Source organism: Parasutterella secunda, from assembly GCF_023336895.1.
Classification (GTDB): Bacteria; Pseudomonadota; Gammaproteobacteria; order Burkholderiales; family Burkholderiaceae_F; genus Aphodousia; species Aphodousia faecalis.
This window is the reverse complement of sequence record NZ_JAMBLT010000002.1, coordinates 142,496-160,195: the sequence shown is the minus strand read 5'-3', so window position 1 is coordinate 160,195 and position 17,700 is coordinate 142,496. Positions and strand designations below refer to the sequence as shown.

At 39.8% G+C, this 17,700-nt stretch carries 14 protein-coding genes and 1 pseudogene; 8 read left to right on the top strand and 7 right to left on the bottom strand.

Features of this window, described 5'->3' with window-relative positions:
* Positions 1-59 precede the first annotated feature (59 nt).
* Positions 60-1,187, bottom strand: coding sequence for a hypothetical protein (locus M3080_RS03415; protein ID WP_249091902.1), 1,128 nt, complete (start codon positions 1,185-1,187; stop codon positions 60-62).
* Between the two features lie 9 nt (positions 1,188-1,196).
* Positions 1,197-2,633, bottom strand: a complete 1,437-nt coding sequence (locus M3080_RS03410; protein ID WP_249091901.1) for an MBOAT family O-acyltransferase — start codon at positions 2,631-2,633, stop codon at positions 1,197-1,199.
* 399 nt (positions 2,634-3,032) lie between these two features.
* Here M3080_RS03410 and M3080_RS03405 point away from each other — a divergent pair, with 399 nt between their 5' ends.
* Positions 3,033-3,773 carry a hypothetical protein gene (locus tag M3080_RS03405; protein WP_249091900.1) on the top strand — a complete coding sequence of 247 codons (741 nt, stop codon included), beginning with the start codon at positions 3,033-3,035 and terminating at the stop codon, positions 3,771-3,773.
* A 138-nt stretch (positions 3,774-3,911) separates the two neighbouring features.
* Here the strand turns inward: M3080_RS03405 and M3080_RS09400 are convergent, their stop codons facing one another.
* The 5 genes from M3080_RS09400 to M3080_RS03385 form a co-directional block, all read right to left on the bottom strand.
* On the bottom strand, positions 3,912-4,028 hold the full coding sequence (locus tag M3080_RS09400) for an IS3 family transposase (RefSeq protein WP_428982290.1): 117 nt from the start codon (positions 4,026-4,028) through the stop codon (positions 3,912-3,914).
* A gap of 191 nt (positions 4,029-4,219) precedes the next feature.
* A complete protein-coding gene (locus tag M3080_RS03400) occupies positions 4,220-4,669 on the bottom strand; it encodes a hypothetical protein (protein ID WP_249091899.1) in 450 nt (149 codons plus the stop codon).
* 33 nt (positions 4,670-4,702) lie between these two features.
* Positions 4,703-5,320, bottom strand: coding sequence for a hypothetical protein (locus M3080_RS03395; RefSeq protein ID WP_249091898.1), 618 nt, complete (start codon positions 5,318-5,320; stop codon positions 4,703-4,705).
* Positions 5,321-5,354: 34 nt separating this feature from the next.
* Positions 5,355-6,728, bottom strand: a complete 1,374-nt coding sequence (locus M3080_RS03390; RefSeq protein WP_249091897.1) for a UvrD-helicase domain-containing protein — start codon at positions 6,726-6,728, stop codon at positions 5,355-5,357.
* A gap of 5 nt (positions 6,729-6,733) precedes the next feature.
* Entirely contained in the window at positions 6,734-8,392 is a 1,659-nt protein-coding gene (locus tag M3080_RS03385; protein ID WP_249091896.1) for an ATP-dependent nuclease, read from the bottom strand.
* A 206-nt stretch (positions 8,393-8,598) separates the two neighbouring features.
* Between M3080_RS03385 and dcuC the strand changes: the two genes are divergently transcribed.
* The 7 genes and pseudogenes from dcuC to M3080_RS03355 all read left to right on the top strand — a co-directional run bounded on the left by dcuC (position 8,599) and on the right by M3080_RS03355 (position 17,651).
* Entirely contained in the window at positions 8,599-9,867 is a 1,269-nt protein-coding gene (gene dcuC, locus M3080_RS03380) for a C4-dicarboxylate transporter DcuC (protein WP_249092003.1), read from the top strand.
* 29 nt (positions 9,868-9,896) lie between these two features.
* Positions 9,897-11,411: an argininosuccinate lyase gene (argH, locus tag M3080_RS03375; protein WP_249091895.1), complete on the top strand. Its 1,515-nt coding sequence runs from the start codon at positions 9,897-9,899 to the stop codon at positions 11,409-11,411.
* A gap of 15 nt (positions 11,412-11,426) precedes the next feature.
* Positions 11,427-12,473 (top strand): type II asparaginase, encoded by a 1,047-nt coding sequence (locus M3080_RS03370; protein WP_249091894.1) that lies wholly within the window; start codon positions 11,427-11,429, stop codon positions 12,471-12,473.
* An 87-nt stretch (positions 12,474-12,560) separates the two neighbouring features.
* Positions 12,561-12,740 (top strand): annotated as a pseudogene (locus M3080_RS09395) (LysR family transcriptional regulator); the annotation flags it as partial.
* A gap of 21 nt (positions 12,741-12,761) precedes the next feature.
* Positions 12,762-13,517 carry a LysR substrate-binding domain-containing protein gene (locus M3080_RS03365; protein ID WP_249091893.1) on the top strand — a complete coding sequence of 252 codons (756 nt, stop codon included), beginning with the start codon at positions 12,762-12,764 and terminating at the stop codon, positions 13,515-13,517.
* Between the two features lie 279 nt (positions 13,518-13,796).
* Positions 13,797-15,140 carry an ATP-binding protein gene (locus M3080_RS03360; protein ID WP_249091892.1) on the top strand — a complete coding sequence of 448 codons (1,344 nt, stop codon included), beginning with the start codon at positions 13,797-13,799 and terminating at the stop codon, positions 15,138-15,140.
* A 267-nt stretch (positions 15,141-15,407) separates the two neighbouring features.
* Positions 15,408-17,651: a DEAD/DEAH box helicase gene (locus M3080_RS03355; RefSeq protein WP_249091891.1), complete on the top strand. Its 2,244-nt coding sequence runs from the start codon at positions 15,408-15,410 to the stop codon at positions 17,649-17,651.
* The last annotated feature ends 49 nt before the right edge of the window (positions 17,652-17,700 follow it).

Sequence of the window (17,700 nt, the reverse complement as noted above, 5' to 3'; positions counted from 1 at the left end):
ATCTCAAGCGCCAGAGTCACAACAGTTCTTATTCATAACGCAAAGAAGATGCGATGATCTCAATCAGGTAGCTTACTTTGTAAGGACTGATTGAGGGTATTCAAATCAAAATTTTCAACCCTAACCCAAAGCTCGTTTAAGTAGCTATCAACGTTTTCAACACTTAATGAATATTTCTTTGCCTTCATCAAATGTAAAAGTTGGCTATTAATATCTTCTCGGTAGTGAGTTGTATCTTTGTAATAGGAAATATCGTTCGTAAAGGTCAAATTATCAAAACCGAACAGATGTACGTTTGAAAAAGTGTCTGACTTTTTTACAGCTTGTTGTACGAAATAAGAATATTGGGAAACAGATAAAAGGTTTCTAAAAGTCAGAGCCTTACCCAATATAGAGTCTGGATTGAAGTAAAGCAAAAATTCAGTATCGGGGTATTGTCTAGCGAAATCAAACACAGTCTGATCTAGAGATTGGCTAATTTCATCCATTTCCTTGTCGGATAACGGAGTACCAATAGATAGTGCTTTATTAGTAGCATCTGGTATCTCGTGAGTAATTAAATTTTCCAATTGAGGATTCTTATAAAAACGTGCCCAATTTTGTAATCCTCCAAAGCGACTAGCGTGATCAGGAACTTCAAACCAAGCGTATGGCCTATCTAAGCTTTTCTTTTTGCCTAAGCAAGATGATTTCTTAGAAAGTGTCCACATGCAAACCATGTCATGTGTATTTAAGTAGTATTTGAAATCATTGAAACGATTGGAGTCATACAGAATTTCCCAAGTTTCAATGGGGTAACTACCGTGTCCCTGAGTGGAATAAGATGGAGTTAGCAATAAGATTACCCGTTTAATATCGTGGGTTTCAAGTGCTCGCTTTAATACAATGGAGCGTTCGTAGTTGTTGCTACCGCTCATACTGAGATTGAAAAATTTGCCTCCAAAAATTTCTGACGCTTCTTTTGCCGAGGTATTTTCCATATGACTATTACCTAAAATGATGGAGTCAAAATTGAGATGATTAATGAAAGCCGCATTTTGAATTCGTACATTGGAACTATATCTGGCATTCAGAGGATCATTTAAAGACCAAAAATGATAAGCGTCGTATGTATAAATACGAATAACAAAAGGAGTAAACAAAACCAATAAGGTCGCGAAAAAGACTTTCAATAATTTGACTGACATTTTTCGCTCCTAGAAATTAAAGTAGATGAATTCAGAATATGGAACGATGACCATTTTTACCAATGAAATAAAAAGCAAAAAGGCGCTTAAGATAATCAAGCCGTAGGCTTTCCAAGTATTTCTTCTATTGATGATTCTGTCGTAAATAACCTGGCAGCGTGGAACTAAAAAGACAATCAAGAAAGCAAAAATTAGGGTAATGGTGAATACTTTGAAGTCATTACGTTCCATTTCTAAGATTTTGACGAACGACAATGTCTCTTGCTCTGCTTCAATGGGAAGAAGGCGGTAAATAAAAGAGGGGACGGGCACTCCTTCAAGATTAAAGAGTCCACTGATTACTTTCTTGGTTTTCTCCCAACTTTCCGCTCTAAATGGAATCCAAGCTAGAGAAATGAACAAGAAAGTGACGAAAACGCTTAACCTTCTGGGCAATGTCTTCAGCTTTAAAAATCTACCGGCTCGATGAATAACCATTGCTAGACCATGGAGTGCGCCCCAAATGATGAAACCCACGCCGGCTCCATGCCAAATACCAGATAAGAACATAACGATAAAGAGGTTTGCTAGTGTTCTTGTATTTCCTTTTCGACTACCGCCTAATGGGATATAGAGATACCTTGCAAAGAAATCCCCTAAAGTGATATGCCACTTTTGCCAAAACTCTCGAATATTTCTGGACTTGTATGGAAGATCAAAGTTCAGGGGAAGTGTAATTCCCAACAAAAGTGCAGAGCCAATGGCAATATCACAATAGCCACTAAAATCAAAGTAAAGCTGCATGGTATAAGCGAAAGTGCCCAACCAAGCTTGATAGGCGTTCAACACTTCGGTTTTATCGAAAAATTGGGTAACCGTAGGGGCTAAAGTATCTGCAATAACAATCTTTTTGAAAACACCGAAAGAAATTAAAAATAGCCCGTTTAATGTTTGTTCTGCAGAAGCTTGAAAAGCATTTTTTGCTTGGAATTGAGGCAGTAAATCGTGATAGTGAACGATAGGTCCAGCGATTAAGTGAGGGAAAAATGTCACAGCGCTGGAGTAGGCAATAAAGGTACACTTGGGAGCATCGTTTCTATATTGATCAACAAGCCAAGCGATTTGTTGGAAAGTAAAGAAGCTGATAGCAAGGGGTAAAACAATTTTTTCAATAAAGAAATTCGTACCGGCTAAATAGTTGATAGAGTCGACGACAAAGTTCGTGTATTTGAAATAGCCTAGTGCCCCTAAGTTAACAGCAACCGCAAAACTTAAAATTAATTTCTGAGTCTTTCCTTTATTTTGGTGTATGAGCCAACCGAAAGAGAAATTAAAAATGATGGAACCTAATAAAATCCAAAGGTAGTTGATTTTCCATGTGGCATAAAAGATTAGGCTAAGAACAATGATTAAAGCCTGTCGTGCCCCCCCCCAAGTTTCTGGGGTGAAACGAGTTAGGCCTGCCATTAATAGGCAAGCTATGGGAAGAAAGAGGAGGAGGTACTCGAAGGAGGTGAAGACCATTTATGTAACTTCATTTGTTTTTAGTTTTCGCAATCATAAAGGCTGAAAGCTGAAGAAGCAAAAGGAAACCATTGTTTTTTCGTGTCTGCACAAAAACGAAAATCATTTCTTCTTCTCCACATAATAATTCAAAGTAAGCTCGTGGACGAACATATAACTTTTAACTTTCATGAGAGGATTGAATTGATTCAATTTATTAAGAGATTTTTACATTGAAGAAATACAGCTTTGATAAGATTCTATGGTTTTTGAGCTTTTCTGTTTTAGACAAAACAGTTGATTTGATTTTTAGATTTTTTCTTGAATAATGGTTACTGATTATCCATTAAATAGGTGGTGCATATGACAATAAGAAAGTGTGGAGACTTACCTAATGAAGGTTATTGGCATGTTACTGTCTTTGTAAGAGGTAGTTGGGGTTGGATTCAAAAATATAACATGAATAAAGAAGAACTTCTTGTTGCTATCGTTAATCCTTATCGGCGATGGGAAGAAATTTCTGTTCATGGTAATCGTATTAATCGACAGGATATTTTGCAAATTAAAATTTCTCATACAAACGCTCCTGCTGATTCTTTTAACGATGTTATGAATGGCAATTTTCGACTATACAAAAATCTTTTTGATGGTGTTCCAAATTCTGATGACTACAATACTTTAGTGACACGTGATGGATTGGATACTTTTTTCGTCTCGCCTATTGAATATGAAGAGAGGTTGGCTATAGCCAAGACAAAGGCAAAAATTAGTGTAATACAAAATCAAATACAAGATCAGAAACAAGAACAAAGTCAAACAACAAATATTGTATTAGATAATTACGAAAGTCTAAATCAGTTTACAGAGCTATATGCAAATTTTATAAAACAAATAAAACAGAAAAAACTTTCACCCGATTTATTGTTAGAAGCCAAAGAGGCTCAAGATTCATTGGACTCCATATCTAAAAATTCAGATAAATCTAGTGTTATTCGCGCACTTCGTAGAGTCAAACGCGTTATAGGTAATTTGAAGGATATATCTGTTGATGTCAAAGAAATTATTTCATCGTTAAAAGTTCTATCCCATTTGTTTGGTCTGTAACTTGTTGGAAGACGTAGTAATTAATATCCCCCTTGATGAACCGACCTCTTAAATTGCAACAGTTTGATGATAATTTTTAAGGCAAAATCCCACGGGGGAAGGATAGTTTAATTTTGTCTGAATTCTTTCATTGTTGTACTAGATAATATAATTATCAATAATCTTTTTAAGTTCCTCCCTTCTTAAGCAATAACGTTGAGTTATAGGCAACTGATAGATTGTCTCTGATTTAATGTGTCCGTAAAAATTTTCCATGCAAACAATGTCGTAGTAATTCCCTTATAATGGTGTCATGATCAATGTGAAGTAGCGAAACAACTAATGAGTTATAAACAGAATTCCTATATAACCGATTGTAAGAAAATAGAGAAAGAGCTCACATCCTATGCAGAAAAGTTGAAGGACGACAAAATAAGCTGGAATTTCGTAAGGTAGTACACCTTTTTTTAACATTGAAAATGTTTTGTTAAATTAAAATTTGAGAAGAACCTTAATCGCCTAGGAAAAATACGTTGAAGAATTTCGTTTTTTATATCTTTACTAAAAAATTGAATAAACTCATCTTCTGAGCAAAGAGGAAGATAGCGTGGATAGGAAGGATCAGAAAAGTTTTTAGTGCTTTTATAACCAACTTGTGCTAGATGCGCTATCAATTTAGAAAACATTCCCATAAATCCCGCTATAGCAAATCCAAGGAATGTGCTACCGATAACAAAAAGATCAAAATACGAATTCAGAGTGACAACTTGGTAAATTAAAATGCTTACCGTTGCCCCTATTATGGCTAAAAACCAATTATTAAATTTTTCTGCGGGTATACTGAACTCGCTGATTAGTTTGAAATAATCAATCAAAAAAGAGTTCTTAAATTCGGAAAAACTTTCTTTGGGCGGCATTTTAAGTTTAAAGTCTAAGTTAATGCGGATCTATTAATTTGCTTTACCTAACTCTTTGGTTAATTTAATTAAATTAGTTGTTGAGGTGCTGTTTTTTAATACTTCCAGCAATTCAGGTGTAAGCATTTTTTGAAATGCAATATTTTCTTGATTTACAGATAACTTTGATAGTAGAAATTCTTTGGTTACTTGTGTCAAAGGCTCTCCAATGGCTGTTTTGTAATTGAAACCTATTAACTGCATTGTTTTTAGAGTATCAATACTGACAAATTCTTTAATCTGTTCAAAAAATTGAAATTGCTTTTCTAAAGCGGCACTTTGTTCTTCAGAGTATATGTTGTCAGCTTGATTCGATTGAATAGTTTGAATTGTTTTTAACGTAGTTAATATTCGACTGATCGTTTCGTGCAGATGCTCAATGTCTTTGTCTGAGATCTCAATTTTTTCTAACTCATTTCGATAGGCTTGCGCTATTCGTATGGCTTCTTCTCTTTCTTCAAGAAGCCCATTAATGATTTCTTCATAAGTGGCTTTTGACTTTTCAAAGTCATTGGCAGCATTAGCTGTTTTAATTTTATCTAAAACGAAAGAAGCAGTATTTTTGAGCGCTAGTTCACTTAGCTTTAAACCAAACTCTTGTAAGAAATCCATCTGAATCACTCCATCTTTGATTAAAACTATTCGCTTAAGTGTATATGATTATTCGTTTAGATCCCCGTGTTAGGGCTACATATAAATTGTTTAGATCTAAATCATTGTAATTTGTCACCACGGATACATCTGCTTCTAATCCCTTTAGTAATAAAGTACTTCCTATCGCTACTGGAGGGATGTACTTTTCTTGGTGACGTAGCTTTTCTCTCTCCAATATAGCAGAATCATAGAGAGAACATTGATTATCTTCGCTTCTTTGTATTGCTCTTATTAGGCAAAGATACGTGGTGGGTCTAATAACTCTTATTCCCGTGGTGTTTTTAAATTCTTCCAAAATGAGTTTCATTAGGTGAAAGTTTGGTTGCTCTTTAAATCTCATACATAACACTTCAAGTCTATTTGGTGGATTTCGGTTTCTTTTATTCTCAATGGAGTTAATTCTTTTTTCCAGTTCTCTAATGTTGGTATTGGTCATTGTTTCACTAGCTATCTTAAGGATAGATTTAAGTGATTCAGTTGAGTCACCTTGGATATCAAAATTGGCTACGAGATCAATGAGAGCTTTTAGTTCTACAGGTTCTACTGGTGTGACTCTTGGATTGCGCTTAGCTATTAAAAGCCGTAGCTTTTCGTTGTAACTTGGACCAATTATTAAATAAGAATCCTTGGTGTTATAGAGATAATCAAGGTTAAAATTTTTATACTCTCTAGGGATAAATCGAACGTAATTTCTAGGTGCGGTATATAAGTCTGGTTTCTTATGGTTTATTAAATCTTTTCTAATTGATAACAACCAATCCCCCAAAGGTTTGGTGCCTGAATTAATCCACCTCCATGGCGTCATTAATTTATGAATTGGAGGAAAATCTTTTAAGACTGTTTCCCAAGATACAACTTTGGAATTACGGAAATTAAAGATTGATTGTAATGGGTCTCCAAAAACATAGGTTGGAATACTGGAAGATAATTTAACAACGCAATGATGCTGTAGCTCAGAGCAGTCCTGATATTCATCAACAAAAATATATGAATAAGTATTGGAAATTAATGTGTTAATAAATTCTTTTCCTAAAAGGCTTAAGGCTAGTTTTCTGATGTATGTGTAATCAATATCTTTATTTAAAAAATAGTCTTTCGGTAATGCGCTACGTTGTGGAAATGTGCGAACGAGTCGTATCAAAAAACTATCAATAGTTGTTATTTTGACTTTAAGATGGGGAATTCCTTTTTTTCTGAATCTTTGTTTAAGGGCGGCAACTCCTGCATTAGTGTGAGTCAGAATTAAGGCAGTATTTTGGTTATTATTTTTTTCTATTGAGTCAACAATTAATTGTGTTTTACCACATCCGGCAGGGGCCTCAATACACCCTTTGGGATATTCAAAAATGTTAAAACTATCATTCATTTTGTTTACTGATTAAAAATCGTTGAGAGAATATCCATTAATTCACCAGATCGCTCCTGAGCCAAAGCTGGTCCTAAGATTTTTCTTCCAAGGAATTCAAAGTGACTAATAGTAGGAGTCCGTTTAAATAATTCAAGCACTTTTACACGCGCTTCTTTTTTATGGTATAAAGACAAACCTTCTTTATCTATAAGAGATCTGAGTTCAGACTCGAATCCCGGAATTTCTTGTTTTCCGTATTCAATGATCGTATTCCAATCTTCTTCGATTACAGTCTCCGAGATGGCAGATTCCAAGCAGTATTCTGAGGAATATGTTAAAACTTCCACCCCTTCATGCTGTACCCCTTGCTCTTTTTGTAACTTTTTGTTTTCCCTCAGTTTATTAATTACATCATTGTCCCTAAAAATAGAAGTTTTATAGCCCAGTTTATTGAAAACACCCGCATAGTCAATAAAATTAGTTCCACCTCTACAATCTATAAAAACTGTTCCGCGGCTATGAATAGATAATCTAGAATTTGTTTCAAAATAATAACTATTTACCCCTCTAAGTAAGCCATATTCGGAAGCACCTTCACAACAAATGACGTTTTTAGCAAGAAATGCTTGAGGATACCGGCGTGCAATTCCTTGAAGTGATGCTTGAATTCCATTTATGTAGTGTTTTTCTCCTTTTTTTTGAAGTATAAATAAACGGTCGCAATCTAGTTCCATAATTGGAACAGGGGAATGAGTGGTAATAAATACTTGAGTTGTAGCTGTTTTACTGCCTAATTCCTCAAGGAATTGGACTAGTCTGTGAGGCTCTAGTCCCTGCTCAACCTCATCAACCAACAATATTTGATGCGGCCCAGAACATCGTTTTAAGAGAGCAGCAATTAATAAGCGTTTTGAGCCAGTCCCTAGGTTTTGTAGTGGAATATTGCGAGAATCCTTTAGGCAAAGATTGCTATCCTTCAATGAAACCACATTTGGATCTAAACCAATCATGGCTTTTTCACCTATTTCAACCCCTACCGACCTCGCACTATCAGCTACTACATCTAACATATCATCGATATCCAACTCGCAGTTTTTGTCAAAATTTTCCCCAAGTTGACGAGTTAAATCTACAAAAACGGGCCTTGTTTCAACAGTTCCTTCATGTAAATCATTAAGAATAGATCCTTGTTGTAATTTGAAATGCAACTGATTACTTGAAGATAGGTTAAGAGGAGAAAGTCGAGATCGTTCAGCCCAACCAATTTTTCTTTCAGATCTATTAGAGACAAAAGACCATTTGGCTTCTAAATCACTATCAACGAACAGTTGGATAGTGAGAACTGGTTCCAAATGATCATCAGGTTCATCCACAATTTGTTTCTTTGTAGCATCAAACCCTTTTAAGAATTCTCCATACTTATCAAAATGTAAAAATTCTTGAGTTAAGGCTCCGATGGTAATTTCAATGATGATCGGTTTCTGGGTATCCAAGTTATGAAAATCAGCATCTGAGAAATAAATATAACGATGTGCTGTTAGGCACTTATCAATAGCATCTAAAATTGTTGACTTTCCCGTATCTCCAGGGCCGATTAAACAATTTATCCCTGACGATGGGAACCAATCGAAAGTATCAATTACTCTGTAATGTTCAATATGGATATGGCGAATTTCAGGCATGTTAAAGCTAGTCCCTTGTATCATTTACATAGTCTAAATTTTATATTCTTTGTTGTTCGTATCACTTTTGATAATCCATTTTTCCAAATCCCACATTTCAATTCTCCCTGCTGCATACAACAATAAAAGCATAGGGATGGATTGACCAATCCATCTGCTCAATCCATCTCCGAAGCATTCGAGTCAGTTTCAATAGGAGGTCTATGATGACGATTTCCACATGGCTTGCTTTGGTTGTTGTCGTTCTGACAGTGGTGGCGTTGGTCAAACGCTATGAATCTCGTTTAGTGCTGCTTTGCGCGGGCTTCTTGATGGCTTTTATTTCACTAAAGCCTATGATGGCCTTCCAGCAGTTTGATAAATCGATGACAAACGGCGGACTGATTGTGGCTATCTGTTCAGCAATCGGTTTTGCCGCCGTGATTTCTTATACGAAGTGCGATGTTCACTTGGTGACACTTCTGACGAGACCGCTTAAAAAATTAGGCTTTTCGTTGTTGCCTGCCAGTATGTTGGTGACGGGCTTTATTTCCGTATCTATTCCCACATTGTCTGGGCTTGGAGCGGCTGTGGGCCCCACCATGATCCCGATTTTACTTCGAGCCGGCTTTAAACCGGGGTGCGCCGCAGCGGCTATTGTGGCGGCCACGTATCCTGCATACCTAAATCCAGGGCTTTCACACAACGTCTTCGTTTCAAAATTGGCGGGTTGGGAAGTCATGGACTTCATCGGCACGCATGCATTAATGACGTTAAGCGTTACGCTTATCAGTATTGTGGTTGTTTCAATCACGGCTTGGTTTTTGCATGACTATGACAAAGACGCGTTAAGTAAAAATACGCTTCAAGCTGAAGAAGGCTCTGAGGCTCCTGTTAAACCAAATCTGCTTTATGCATTGGCTCCGTTACTTCCCGTCATCATTTTGGTATTGGCTTCCATGTACTTAAAAGGCATGAAAGTGTCAGTCGCAACAGCCATGATCATCGGTTCGGCCTATGCGCTTGTCGTTACCCGTAAGGATCCCCAATTAGCCGTTAAAGAGTTCTTCAAAGGAATGGGCAATGGATACGGCAAGATTTTGGGCATCATCATTGCGGCCGGTGTCTTCGCGGCGGGCCTGCGTGCAGCCGGTGTCGTTGATGTTTTTGTGAAATACCTCACCGAAGCTCAAGACATCGCCAAGATCGGCGGTTTGGTAGGCCCCTACGTTTTAGGTGTTCTTACTGGTTCTGGTGATGCAGCCGCCTTTGCCTTTAACGAAGCGGTCACGCCTCATGCTCCTCAGTTTGGCATGACGATTGACGGATTGGGATACCTCGTCAATATGGCCGCCGCTGCTGGACGTAAATCGAGTCCCTTGGCTGGCGGCGTGATTCTGCTGGCCGGAATCGCTGCGGCATCCCCCTTTGAGGTGGTTAAACGCACGATTCCTTCTGCGGTTGTTATTTTGATTGCTCTTTATATCGCCGGATAACACGTGATCGGATTGACTGGAGAGAAAAAATGCTGAAAAACGAAAATCGTCGTGGAAAGATGAAGACGCCTCCCGCTCCCGAAGTGGTGAAAAATATCATTACCCCTAATATTCTTGATGGGACGAAGCGGACTTTCTGGGCATACGTTGATCTTAATCGAGCGCATGTTTTGATGCTCAGAAAACAAAATATCATCTCGGAAGAAACGTGTGTGAAAATTTTAAAAGTCAACGAAGAGTTGGCAGCAATGGGGGATACGCCCACCTTTGAAATCGATCCAAAGCGAGAGGATTTGTACTTTAATTTAGAGCATTACCTCATTGACCGTGTCGGCTTGCAAGTGGGTGGCCAACAGCACACAGCCCGTTCCAGAAATGACATGACATCAACGGTTACCCGAATGGTGGCAAGACGTGCCTATTTTGAACTCTGTCAAAAATTTATTGAGTTACGTAAAACGATTCATGCGCTCGCCGAAAGAACACAAGATGCGGTGATGGCGGGCAACACCCATTTGCAGCCTTCAGAGCCCATCACTTTTGCTCATTACTGCACAGCTATTCTTTATGGATTGCAAAGGGATTTCGAGCGATTAAATCATTTGTATGAGCATATTAATGAGTGTCCGTTGGGCGGAACTTCCATGGGATCCAGTACGTGGAATATTGATCGGCAAATGACGAGTGACTTATTGGGATTTGATCGCCCGGTGAGAAACTCTATCGATTGCGTGGCGTCTCGCGACTATGTATTGGAATTTCTCTCCGCCTTAACCATTGCCGGCAATACGCTTTGCCGTCTCAGTAATGATCTATATGTATGGTCAACGCCTGATTTTAGTTATGTGGAAGTAGATGACTCGGTGGCGGTTTGCTCTTCCATCATGCCGCAAAAGAAAAACCCCTGGACACTTGAATTTATCAAAGGTAAAACGGCGAGCCTCGAAGGAGATTTGGTAGCAGCACTCAGTACGATGCGAACAACGCCGTATACCTATTGCCTGGACTTAAGCGGTGTGGCCGTGTCCAATTTGTGGATGGCGTTGGATCAAATGAATGCGGCGTTGGAATTGATGATTGCGACATTAAAAGATATCAAAGTCAATAAAGAAAGAATGCTTGCGGCGGCTCGCACGAACTACTGCACAGTTACTGAACTAGCCAACACACTAGTGCGCATTGAGGAGATTTCATTTAGAGAAGCTCATGAAATCACGGCGATGGTAGTGGATTGGATGCTCAAGCACAACAAGAAAGCGGATGCCATCACCACAGACGTGATCAATGAAATGGCCAATGAACTCTTTAACGTTCGTTTTGAAAAGCTAACCCAACACGATGTGGATTTGGCTTTGGATCCGGTTCTTAATGTGAAATCCAAAGATATCATCGGTGGGACATCAGATAGGCAGGAAGGGTTGCAATTAGAGGAAATTGCCGAGCATATCGCTTCGGATGAGGCCCTAATGGCAACGCGTCAAAGCGCTCTTTGCGCTGCCAAAGCCAAGATGGAAGCTTTAATAAAAGAAACGTTAGCTCACTAAAAAGAGGAAAGGGACATGAGAAAACTTTTATCAGTTATTGCCTTAACCGCAGTGATCGGTACTGCATGGGCCTCTGATTTGCCTAATGTGAGAATTCTTGCTGTTGGTGGAACGATTGCGGGAACCGCGGCCTCTTCCACTCAAGCAAGCTACAAAGCCGGCCAATTAGGGGTAGAAACATTAATTGCCGCGGTGCCCGAAATCAAAAATGTAGCTGATGTAAAAGGCGAACAGTTTCTCAATATCGGGTCCGGTAATTTAACGGATGACAATATTTTGGCATTGGCAAAACGGGTCAACGAGGTGGCAGCTGATGCTTCAACAGATGCCATTGTGATTACCCATGGAACCGATACGTTAGAAGAAACGGCATGGTTTCTTAACTTAACGGCGAAAACGACTAAACCTATCGTAATGGTAGGGGCCATGCGTCCGGCTACGGCTATCAGTGCGGACGGGCCGGCCAATCTTTTGGATGCTGTGCGTTGCGCGGCTGATTCACAAAGTGTTGGCAAGGGTGTCATGATCGTCATGAATAACGAAATTCATAACGCCCGTGATGTAACCAAAATGGATGTGACAGAAGTATCCGCTTTCCAGGCACCGACCGCCGGAGCGATTGGTCGAATCGCTGCAGGGAAGGTGGTCTATTTTAAATCCTCCACGCGCCCTCATACTGCTCAAAGTGAATTTGACGTCAGTAAAATCGAGAAATTGCCTAGGGTTGACATTATTTATAGTCACTTGGGTGATGATGGTGTGTTGGCTCAGGCCGCTATTGAATCCGGAGCCAAGGGGATTGTGAATGCCGGAACCGGAAACGGAACGGTTTCTAAGCACCTTTTCCCAACACTTGAGAAAGCCGTTAAGGACGGAATCGTTGTTGTCCGTGCTTCTCGTGTACCCTCTGGGGTCGTTACAACGAGTAAGCCTGATTGGGATAAGGCGGGATTCATTAGTTCCGGTAGTCTTAATCCGCAAAAGTCACGCATACTTCTTCAGTTGGCACTGACTAAGACGCAGGACAAAAAAGTGATAGAAAAGATGTTTGAAAAATATTAATGCGAATTGGGAGCGGGCATTTAATCGTGCCCGCTTTTTACGCATGTAATAATTCAGTTGAAAGCTTTTGAATCGGGAGGTTGAGGTATGTTGCGACACAATGACTTAAAAGCCTGGCGCATATTTCTCGATGTTATTCAGGTGGGCTCTATTTCAGCGGCCTCTGAACTCTGTCAAATGGAGCCTTCCAATATCTCCCGAACGTTGACAGCACTGGAAAAATCTTTGGGCCAAAAACTTTTTTTGAGACAAAATCCCATTAAATTGACAACGTACGGAACGCGTGCCGTGAGATTGGCTCAAAACATCATTGATGCGCACGATCAATTGGTTATCTTAGGAGGAACACAGAATCAAACTTTACAAGGACCGATTCGTTGCGGTTTACCTCCATCATTTTTTGATCGCTTGCTTTTGCGTCACTACTTGGATTTCAACAAAAAATACCCGGGCATCCAAATTCAGACACAGGATTTTAGAAAACCGGCACCCATAGAGTTCTATCAAAAAGGGAATATGCTTGATTTGGTAATCGGTTATGGCCCTGATCCGGAAATGGATAGAGCATTTCAGTATCGCTTAGGGGAGTGTCTTCGTATGCCTGTTGCTTCACCGGCCTATCTTGAGAAATATGGAACACCAAAAAAATTAAGCGATTTAAAAAATCATATTTTGCTCGATAGAGATAATGCCTTGATTTATACAGGGGACTATTTTGTGGATACCGGTGAGCACGATATTGTTTTACGCTTTGCCAAAAAAATTTCATTTTCTTCACCAACGAGTCTTAAAGAGGCGGCTCTTTTAGGGGGAGGAATTCATCATGGGATTCCCGTTATCTATTGCTATAAAGAGCTTGAAAGAGGGGAATTGGTTGCTCTTCCAGGGCTTTGGAAATTTCAACCGTTGGATTATTACCTCTTTATCAGGAAGGAATCCGCCGAATTACAAAGAGTGCAAGTATTTAAACAGTTTTTACTGGATTCTTTAAAAGAAGAGTTCCAGCTATGCGGTGAACTTTGTGAAAAGTTAGGTTTGAAGTAGAAACGACCGTAATGCTCTGACGCTTCTTACTTAAAGCGAATCTGAGATAAACATCAGACTTGTTCTTGGTCGCTCCGAAGGTTTGTCAAATAAAGTTGGTTAAATTTATGAAAGGTTTTCATCGCCTTATAGACATAAAACAGCCCTAGACAGAAGTTTTGATCACTTAAAAATAAATAAAAGTGTGATTTATTTCACGAAATTATGAATGATTGTGTGATTTCAATTAATATTACAGATCATTGCTTCTAGTTATGCATGTTAAAAAGGAATAAATCCATGAAACGACTCATTTTGGATAAATTACTCGTTTGGAAAAAGTCTCCATATCGCAAGCCGTTGATCCTAAAAGGCGTTCGCCAAGTTGGAAAGACTTGGATTCTGAAAGAATTCGGACGTCTTTATTACGATAGTGTCGCTTATTTCAATTTTGATGAAAATCCTGAATTTAAGCAGTTTTTTCAACTCACCAAGGACGTAAATCGGATTTTGCAAAATCTGATGCTTGTAAGCAGTCAGAAAATTGAACCTGATAAAACTTTAATTATTTTCGATGAAGTACAGGATTGCCCTGAAGTTATTAATTCTTTGAAGTATTTTTGTGAGAACGCACCGCACTATCACATCGCTTGCGCGGGTTCTCTCTTAGGAATCGCCTTGGCAAAACCATCATCTTTTCCAGTGGGAAAGGTCAACTTTATGCAAATTGACCCGATGAGCTTCACAGAATTTTTACTCGCCAATGGTGACGAGAATCTCGTTCATTATTTGGAAAGTGTTGAAAGCATTGAGCCGATTCCAGAAGCCTTTTTTAATCCCCTAGGTGAGAAACTCAAGATGTATTACGTCACGGGTGGCATGCCGGAGTCGGTTTTAATGTGGACCGAAGCTCGGGACGTCAATGCTATGCAAGAAGCGCTCTCAGCGATTATTGAAGCGTATGAGAGAGATTTTGGAAAACATCCCAATGCGAGTGAACTTCCCAAGATATCGATGATTTGGAAATCGATTTCCTCTCAGCTTGCAAGAGAAAATAAAAAGTTCCTTTATAAGGCTGTGAAGGAAGGTGCACGGGCGCGCGAATATGAGGACGCCCTTCAGTGGTTAGTCGATGCCAGATTGGTTCATAAAGTTTATCGTTGCACAGCGCCTGGTTTGCCCTTGTCAGCTTACGATGATCTTTCCGCTTTCAAAATTTATCTTGTAGATGTTGGTTTACTGAGGCGTTTGTCTCAGTTGGCTCCCAGCGCTTTTGGTGAAGGCAATCGACTTTTTACGGAATTTAAGGGCGCTCTCACCGAGAATTATGTTTTGCAGACACTTGTGACTCAATTTGAAGTAGAGCCTCGCTATTGGAGTCAGACGAATCCTCCTTACGAGGTGGATTTCTTGATTCAACGAGAAAACGACATTTTCCCGGTCGAAGTGAAGGCTGAAACCAATACAAAGAGTAGGAGCTTGAAGAAATATAAAGAGCTCTTTGCCGATCAAGTCAAACTAAGGATTCGATTTTCACTGGATAACTTAAAGCTTGACGGTGATGTCTTAAATATTCCCTTGTTTATGGCTGATCATACGGATCGTTTGATTGGTATGGCGTTAGGTAACCAAGTTGCCCATTAAGGACAGAGTTCAGAATTTTTTAGAGTTCTCGTCACGATCAAAAAGCGGTACCATCAGGTTACTACGCCTGATGACGGTGCAATATGTCGTTAACCGAAAAGATTCGTGCAATTGTTGCTGAGCTTCGATCGATTGAACAGAGAAAGAAGCTTCTATTACAGCAACTCTATGAATTGAAGGTCGCTGAGTCTCAAAGTGAGGTGCCAAGTTCCTTTTCTACCCTAGAAAAGCTTCAACTTTTTAATGATCTTTTTGTCGGCAGACGTGATGTTTACGCAAGGGGTTTTCAACCAAAAAAAATACAACAGAATTAGCTATACGCCGGCTTGCGCCAACGCAGATAACAGCGATTTGTGTCAGAGGGGAAGAATTCGCTGTTTAGATTGCCCCAATCGAGTCTTCGCTAAATTGGATCTGAAAGCCATCAAAATGCATCTGCAAGGTCAAGACGAAAAGGGCAGACACTTTATCGCCGGACTATATCCTTTAATGGTTGATGACACCTGTAAGCTCCTCGTGGTGGATTTTGACTCAGATAATTACCAAACAGAGTCACTAAGTTTTTTGTCGGTTTGTGATCGTTATCATGTTCCGGCCTATTTGGAACGAAGCCGATCGGGTAATGGTGCCCATGTTTGGTTCTTTTTTAAAGATTTTGTGAAAGCCTCTGTAGCTAGAAAAATGGCCACGTTATTGCTTGAAACCACGATGGCGGAAAATTCAGGCATCATATTGGCTTCGTTTGATCGCTTGATTCCAAATCAGGATACGTTGCCTGAGGGAGGCTTCGGGAATTTAATTGCGTTGCCCCTGCAAAGGCAACCTCGTTATCAAGGCAATAGTGTTTTTGTGGACCGTCAGTTTTGCCCCATTGATGATCAGTGGCAGTATTTGGCTTCGATTCAGAAACTTCCAGCCTCAGACATTCATCGAGTGATTGACGAATTGGCGCAGACCGAAAGCCATTCGATCACCCCAACATCGCCCATTGATGATTTAGATGGAAGTCTGCCCTTTGAAATAAAGCCGTGGGAGCCAGAAACCCCCAATGATCAGTTCAAGCGCTTTGCCGAGTCTCAAAAGCAAGTTTTGAAGATTGTTTTAGCCAATGGCCTTTATTTTGATAAGCGAGAACTCTCTCCAAAGTTTAAGTCCGTACTAACCCAATTAGCCTCATTTCCCAACCCGGTCTTTTTTGAGCGTCAGGCTAAGCGTTTTTCAACACGCAATATCCCACGGTTTATCACGTGCTATGAAGAAAAGGGGAACTACCTTTTTATTCCCAGAGGGCTCTCAGAGAAAATCATTAGTCTCTTAGATGATCATTGCATCGCCTATGAACTTCTTGATAAACGCAGTCTCGGTACCCGTTTAAACGTGAGTTTTCAAGGAACATTAAGACCAAAGCAAAGGTTGGTTGCCAATCAACTGTTAAAAAATGAGATGGGCGTGTTATGCGCCTCCACGGGTTTCGGTAAGACCGTAATTGGTCTTTATGCTTTGGCCCAAAGAGGAGTGTCGACTTTGATTATCACCAATCGCAAAGAGCTGGCTAATCAGTGGCGTGTGAGCGCTGAAATATTTTTGGATTTACCTCGTGACTTAATCGGCACCATTTCTGCTGGCAGAATAAAACCGACCGGTATTGTCGATATTGCCATGGTTCAAACACTAGCCAATCAAAAAGACTGGCAAAAAGAGGTGGGTCGCTACGGGATGATCATTGTCGATGAGTGTCATCACGCCGCAGCCAGACAGTTTGAATCCGTCTTAAAACGATATTCAGCTCGATTTGTTTTGGGGTTGTCCGCAACGCCCCGACGCCGAGACGGGCATCAACCGATTGTCTATATGCAATGTGGAGCGGTGCGTTATCGGGTAAATAACAAAAAAGAGAATCAAAGCCAACCGATTATGCATAGGCTTTGTGTTCGGTCAACAACTTTTAAATCCGCTTTGGTTTCGAGTGAGCAAAGAAAGACAAGAATTCAAGACGTTTTTATAGAGTTAATCCTGGATCAAAACCGAAACGCGTTCATTATTAATGATGTCTTGGAAGCTTATCGTGAGGGACGCTTTTGCGTGGTCATTACCGAGCGTCGTGAGCATTTGGAAATACTTCAACAGGGCCTTTCAAAAATAAAGCAATTAGCCGTTTTGCACGGATCGATGAAAGCCAAGGAACGAGTAAGGGAAATGGCAAAGTTCAAAGCCTTTTCCAAAGATCTTGGCGGAGCGGTTTTATTGGCAACGGGGAAATTAATCGGAGAAGGGTTCGACGAAGCGAAATTGGATACGCTCTTTTTAACAATGCCCGTTTCTGACCGTTCCGTTCTGATCCAATATGTGGGGCGTTTGCACCGTTTATGTGATCAAAAAACAGAGGCTCGCGTGGTGGATTATCGTGATAGAGAGGATCCAAGGTTGGAAAAAATGTTTTTAAAGCGTGAAAAAGTTTATAGGGCGATTGGCTATCAGTCCCTTAAAGAGGATGGGAGTCGATTAATTTAACTTTTATACGTTATCGGATAGCTCCCTTTGATCACAAAAAAAATATAGA

Coding starts and splice junctions, on each gene's coding strand:
- M3080_RS03415 (WP_249091902.1), bottom strand. CDS start 1,187: ATGTCAGTCAAATTATTGAAAGTCTTTTTCGCGACCTTATTGGTTTTG.
- M3080_RS03400 (WP_249091899.1), bottom strand. CDS start 4,669: ATGCCGCCCAAAGAAAGTTTTTCCGAATTTAAGAACTCTTTTTTGATT.
- M3080_RS03355 (WP_249091891.1), top strand. CDS start 15,408: ATGTTTACGCAAGGGGTTTTCAACCAAAAAAAATACAACAGAATTAGC.
- argH (WP_249091895.1), top strand. CDS start 9,897: ATGCTGAAAAACGAAAATCGTCGTGGAAAGATGAAGACGCCTCCCGCT.
- M3080_RS09400 (WP_428982290.1), bottom strand. CDS start 4,028: ATGGAAAATTTTTACGGACACATTAAATCAGAGACAATCTATCAGTTG.
- M3080_RS03385 (WP_249091896.1), bottom strand. CDS start 8,392: ATGCCTGAAATTCGCCATATCCATATTGAACATTACAGAGTAATTGAT.
- dcuC (WP_249092003.1), top strand. CDS start 8,599: ATGACGATTTCCACATGGCTTGCTTTGGTTGTTGTCGTTCTGACAGTG.
- M3080_RS03410 (WP_249091901.1), bottom strand. CDS start 2,633: ATGGCAGGCCTAACTCGTTTCACCCCAGAAACTTGGGGGGGGGCACGA.
- M3080_RS03405 (WP_249091900.1), top strand. CDS start 3,033: ATGACAATAAGAAAGTGTGGAGACTTACCTAATGAAGGTTATTGGCAT.
- M3080_RS03395 (WP_249091898.1), bottom strand. CDS start 5,320: ATGGATTTCTTACAAGAGTTTGGTTTAAAGCTAAGTGAACTAGCGCTC.
- M3080_RS03360 (WP_249091892.1), top strand. CDS start 13,797: ATGAAACGACTCATTTTGGATAAATTACTCGTTTGGAAAAAGTCTCCA.
- M3080_RS03370 (WP_249091894.1), top strand. CDS start 11,427: ATGAGAAAACTTTTATCAGTTATTGCCTTAACCGCAGTGATCGGTACT.
- M3080_RS03390 (WP_249091897.1), bottom strand. CDS start 6,728: ATGAATGATAGTTTTAACATTTTTGAATATCCCAAAGGGTGTATTGAG.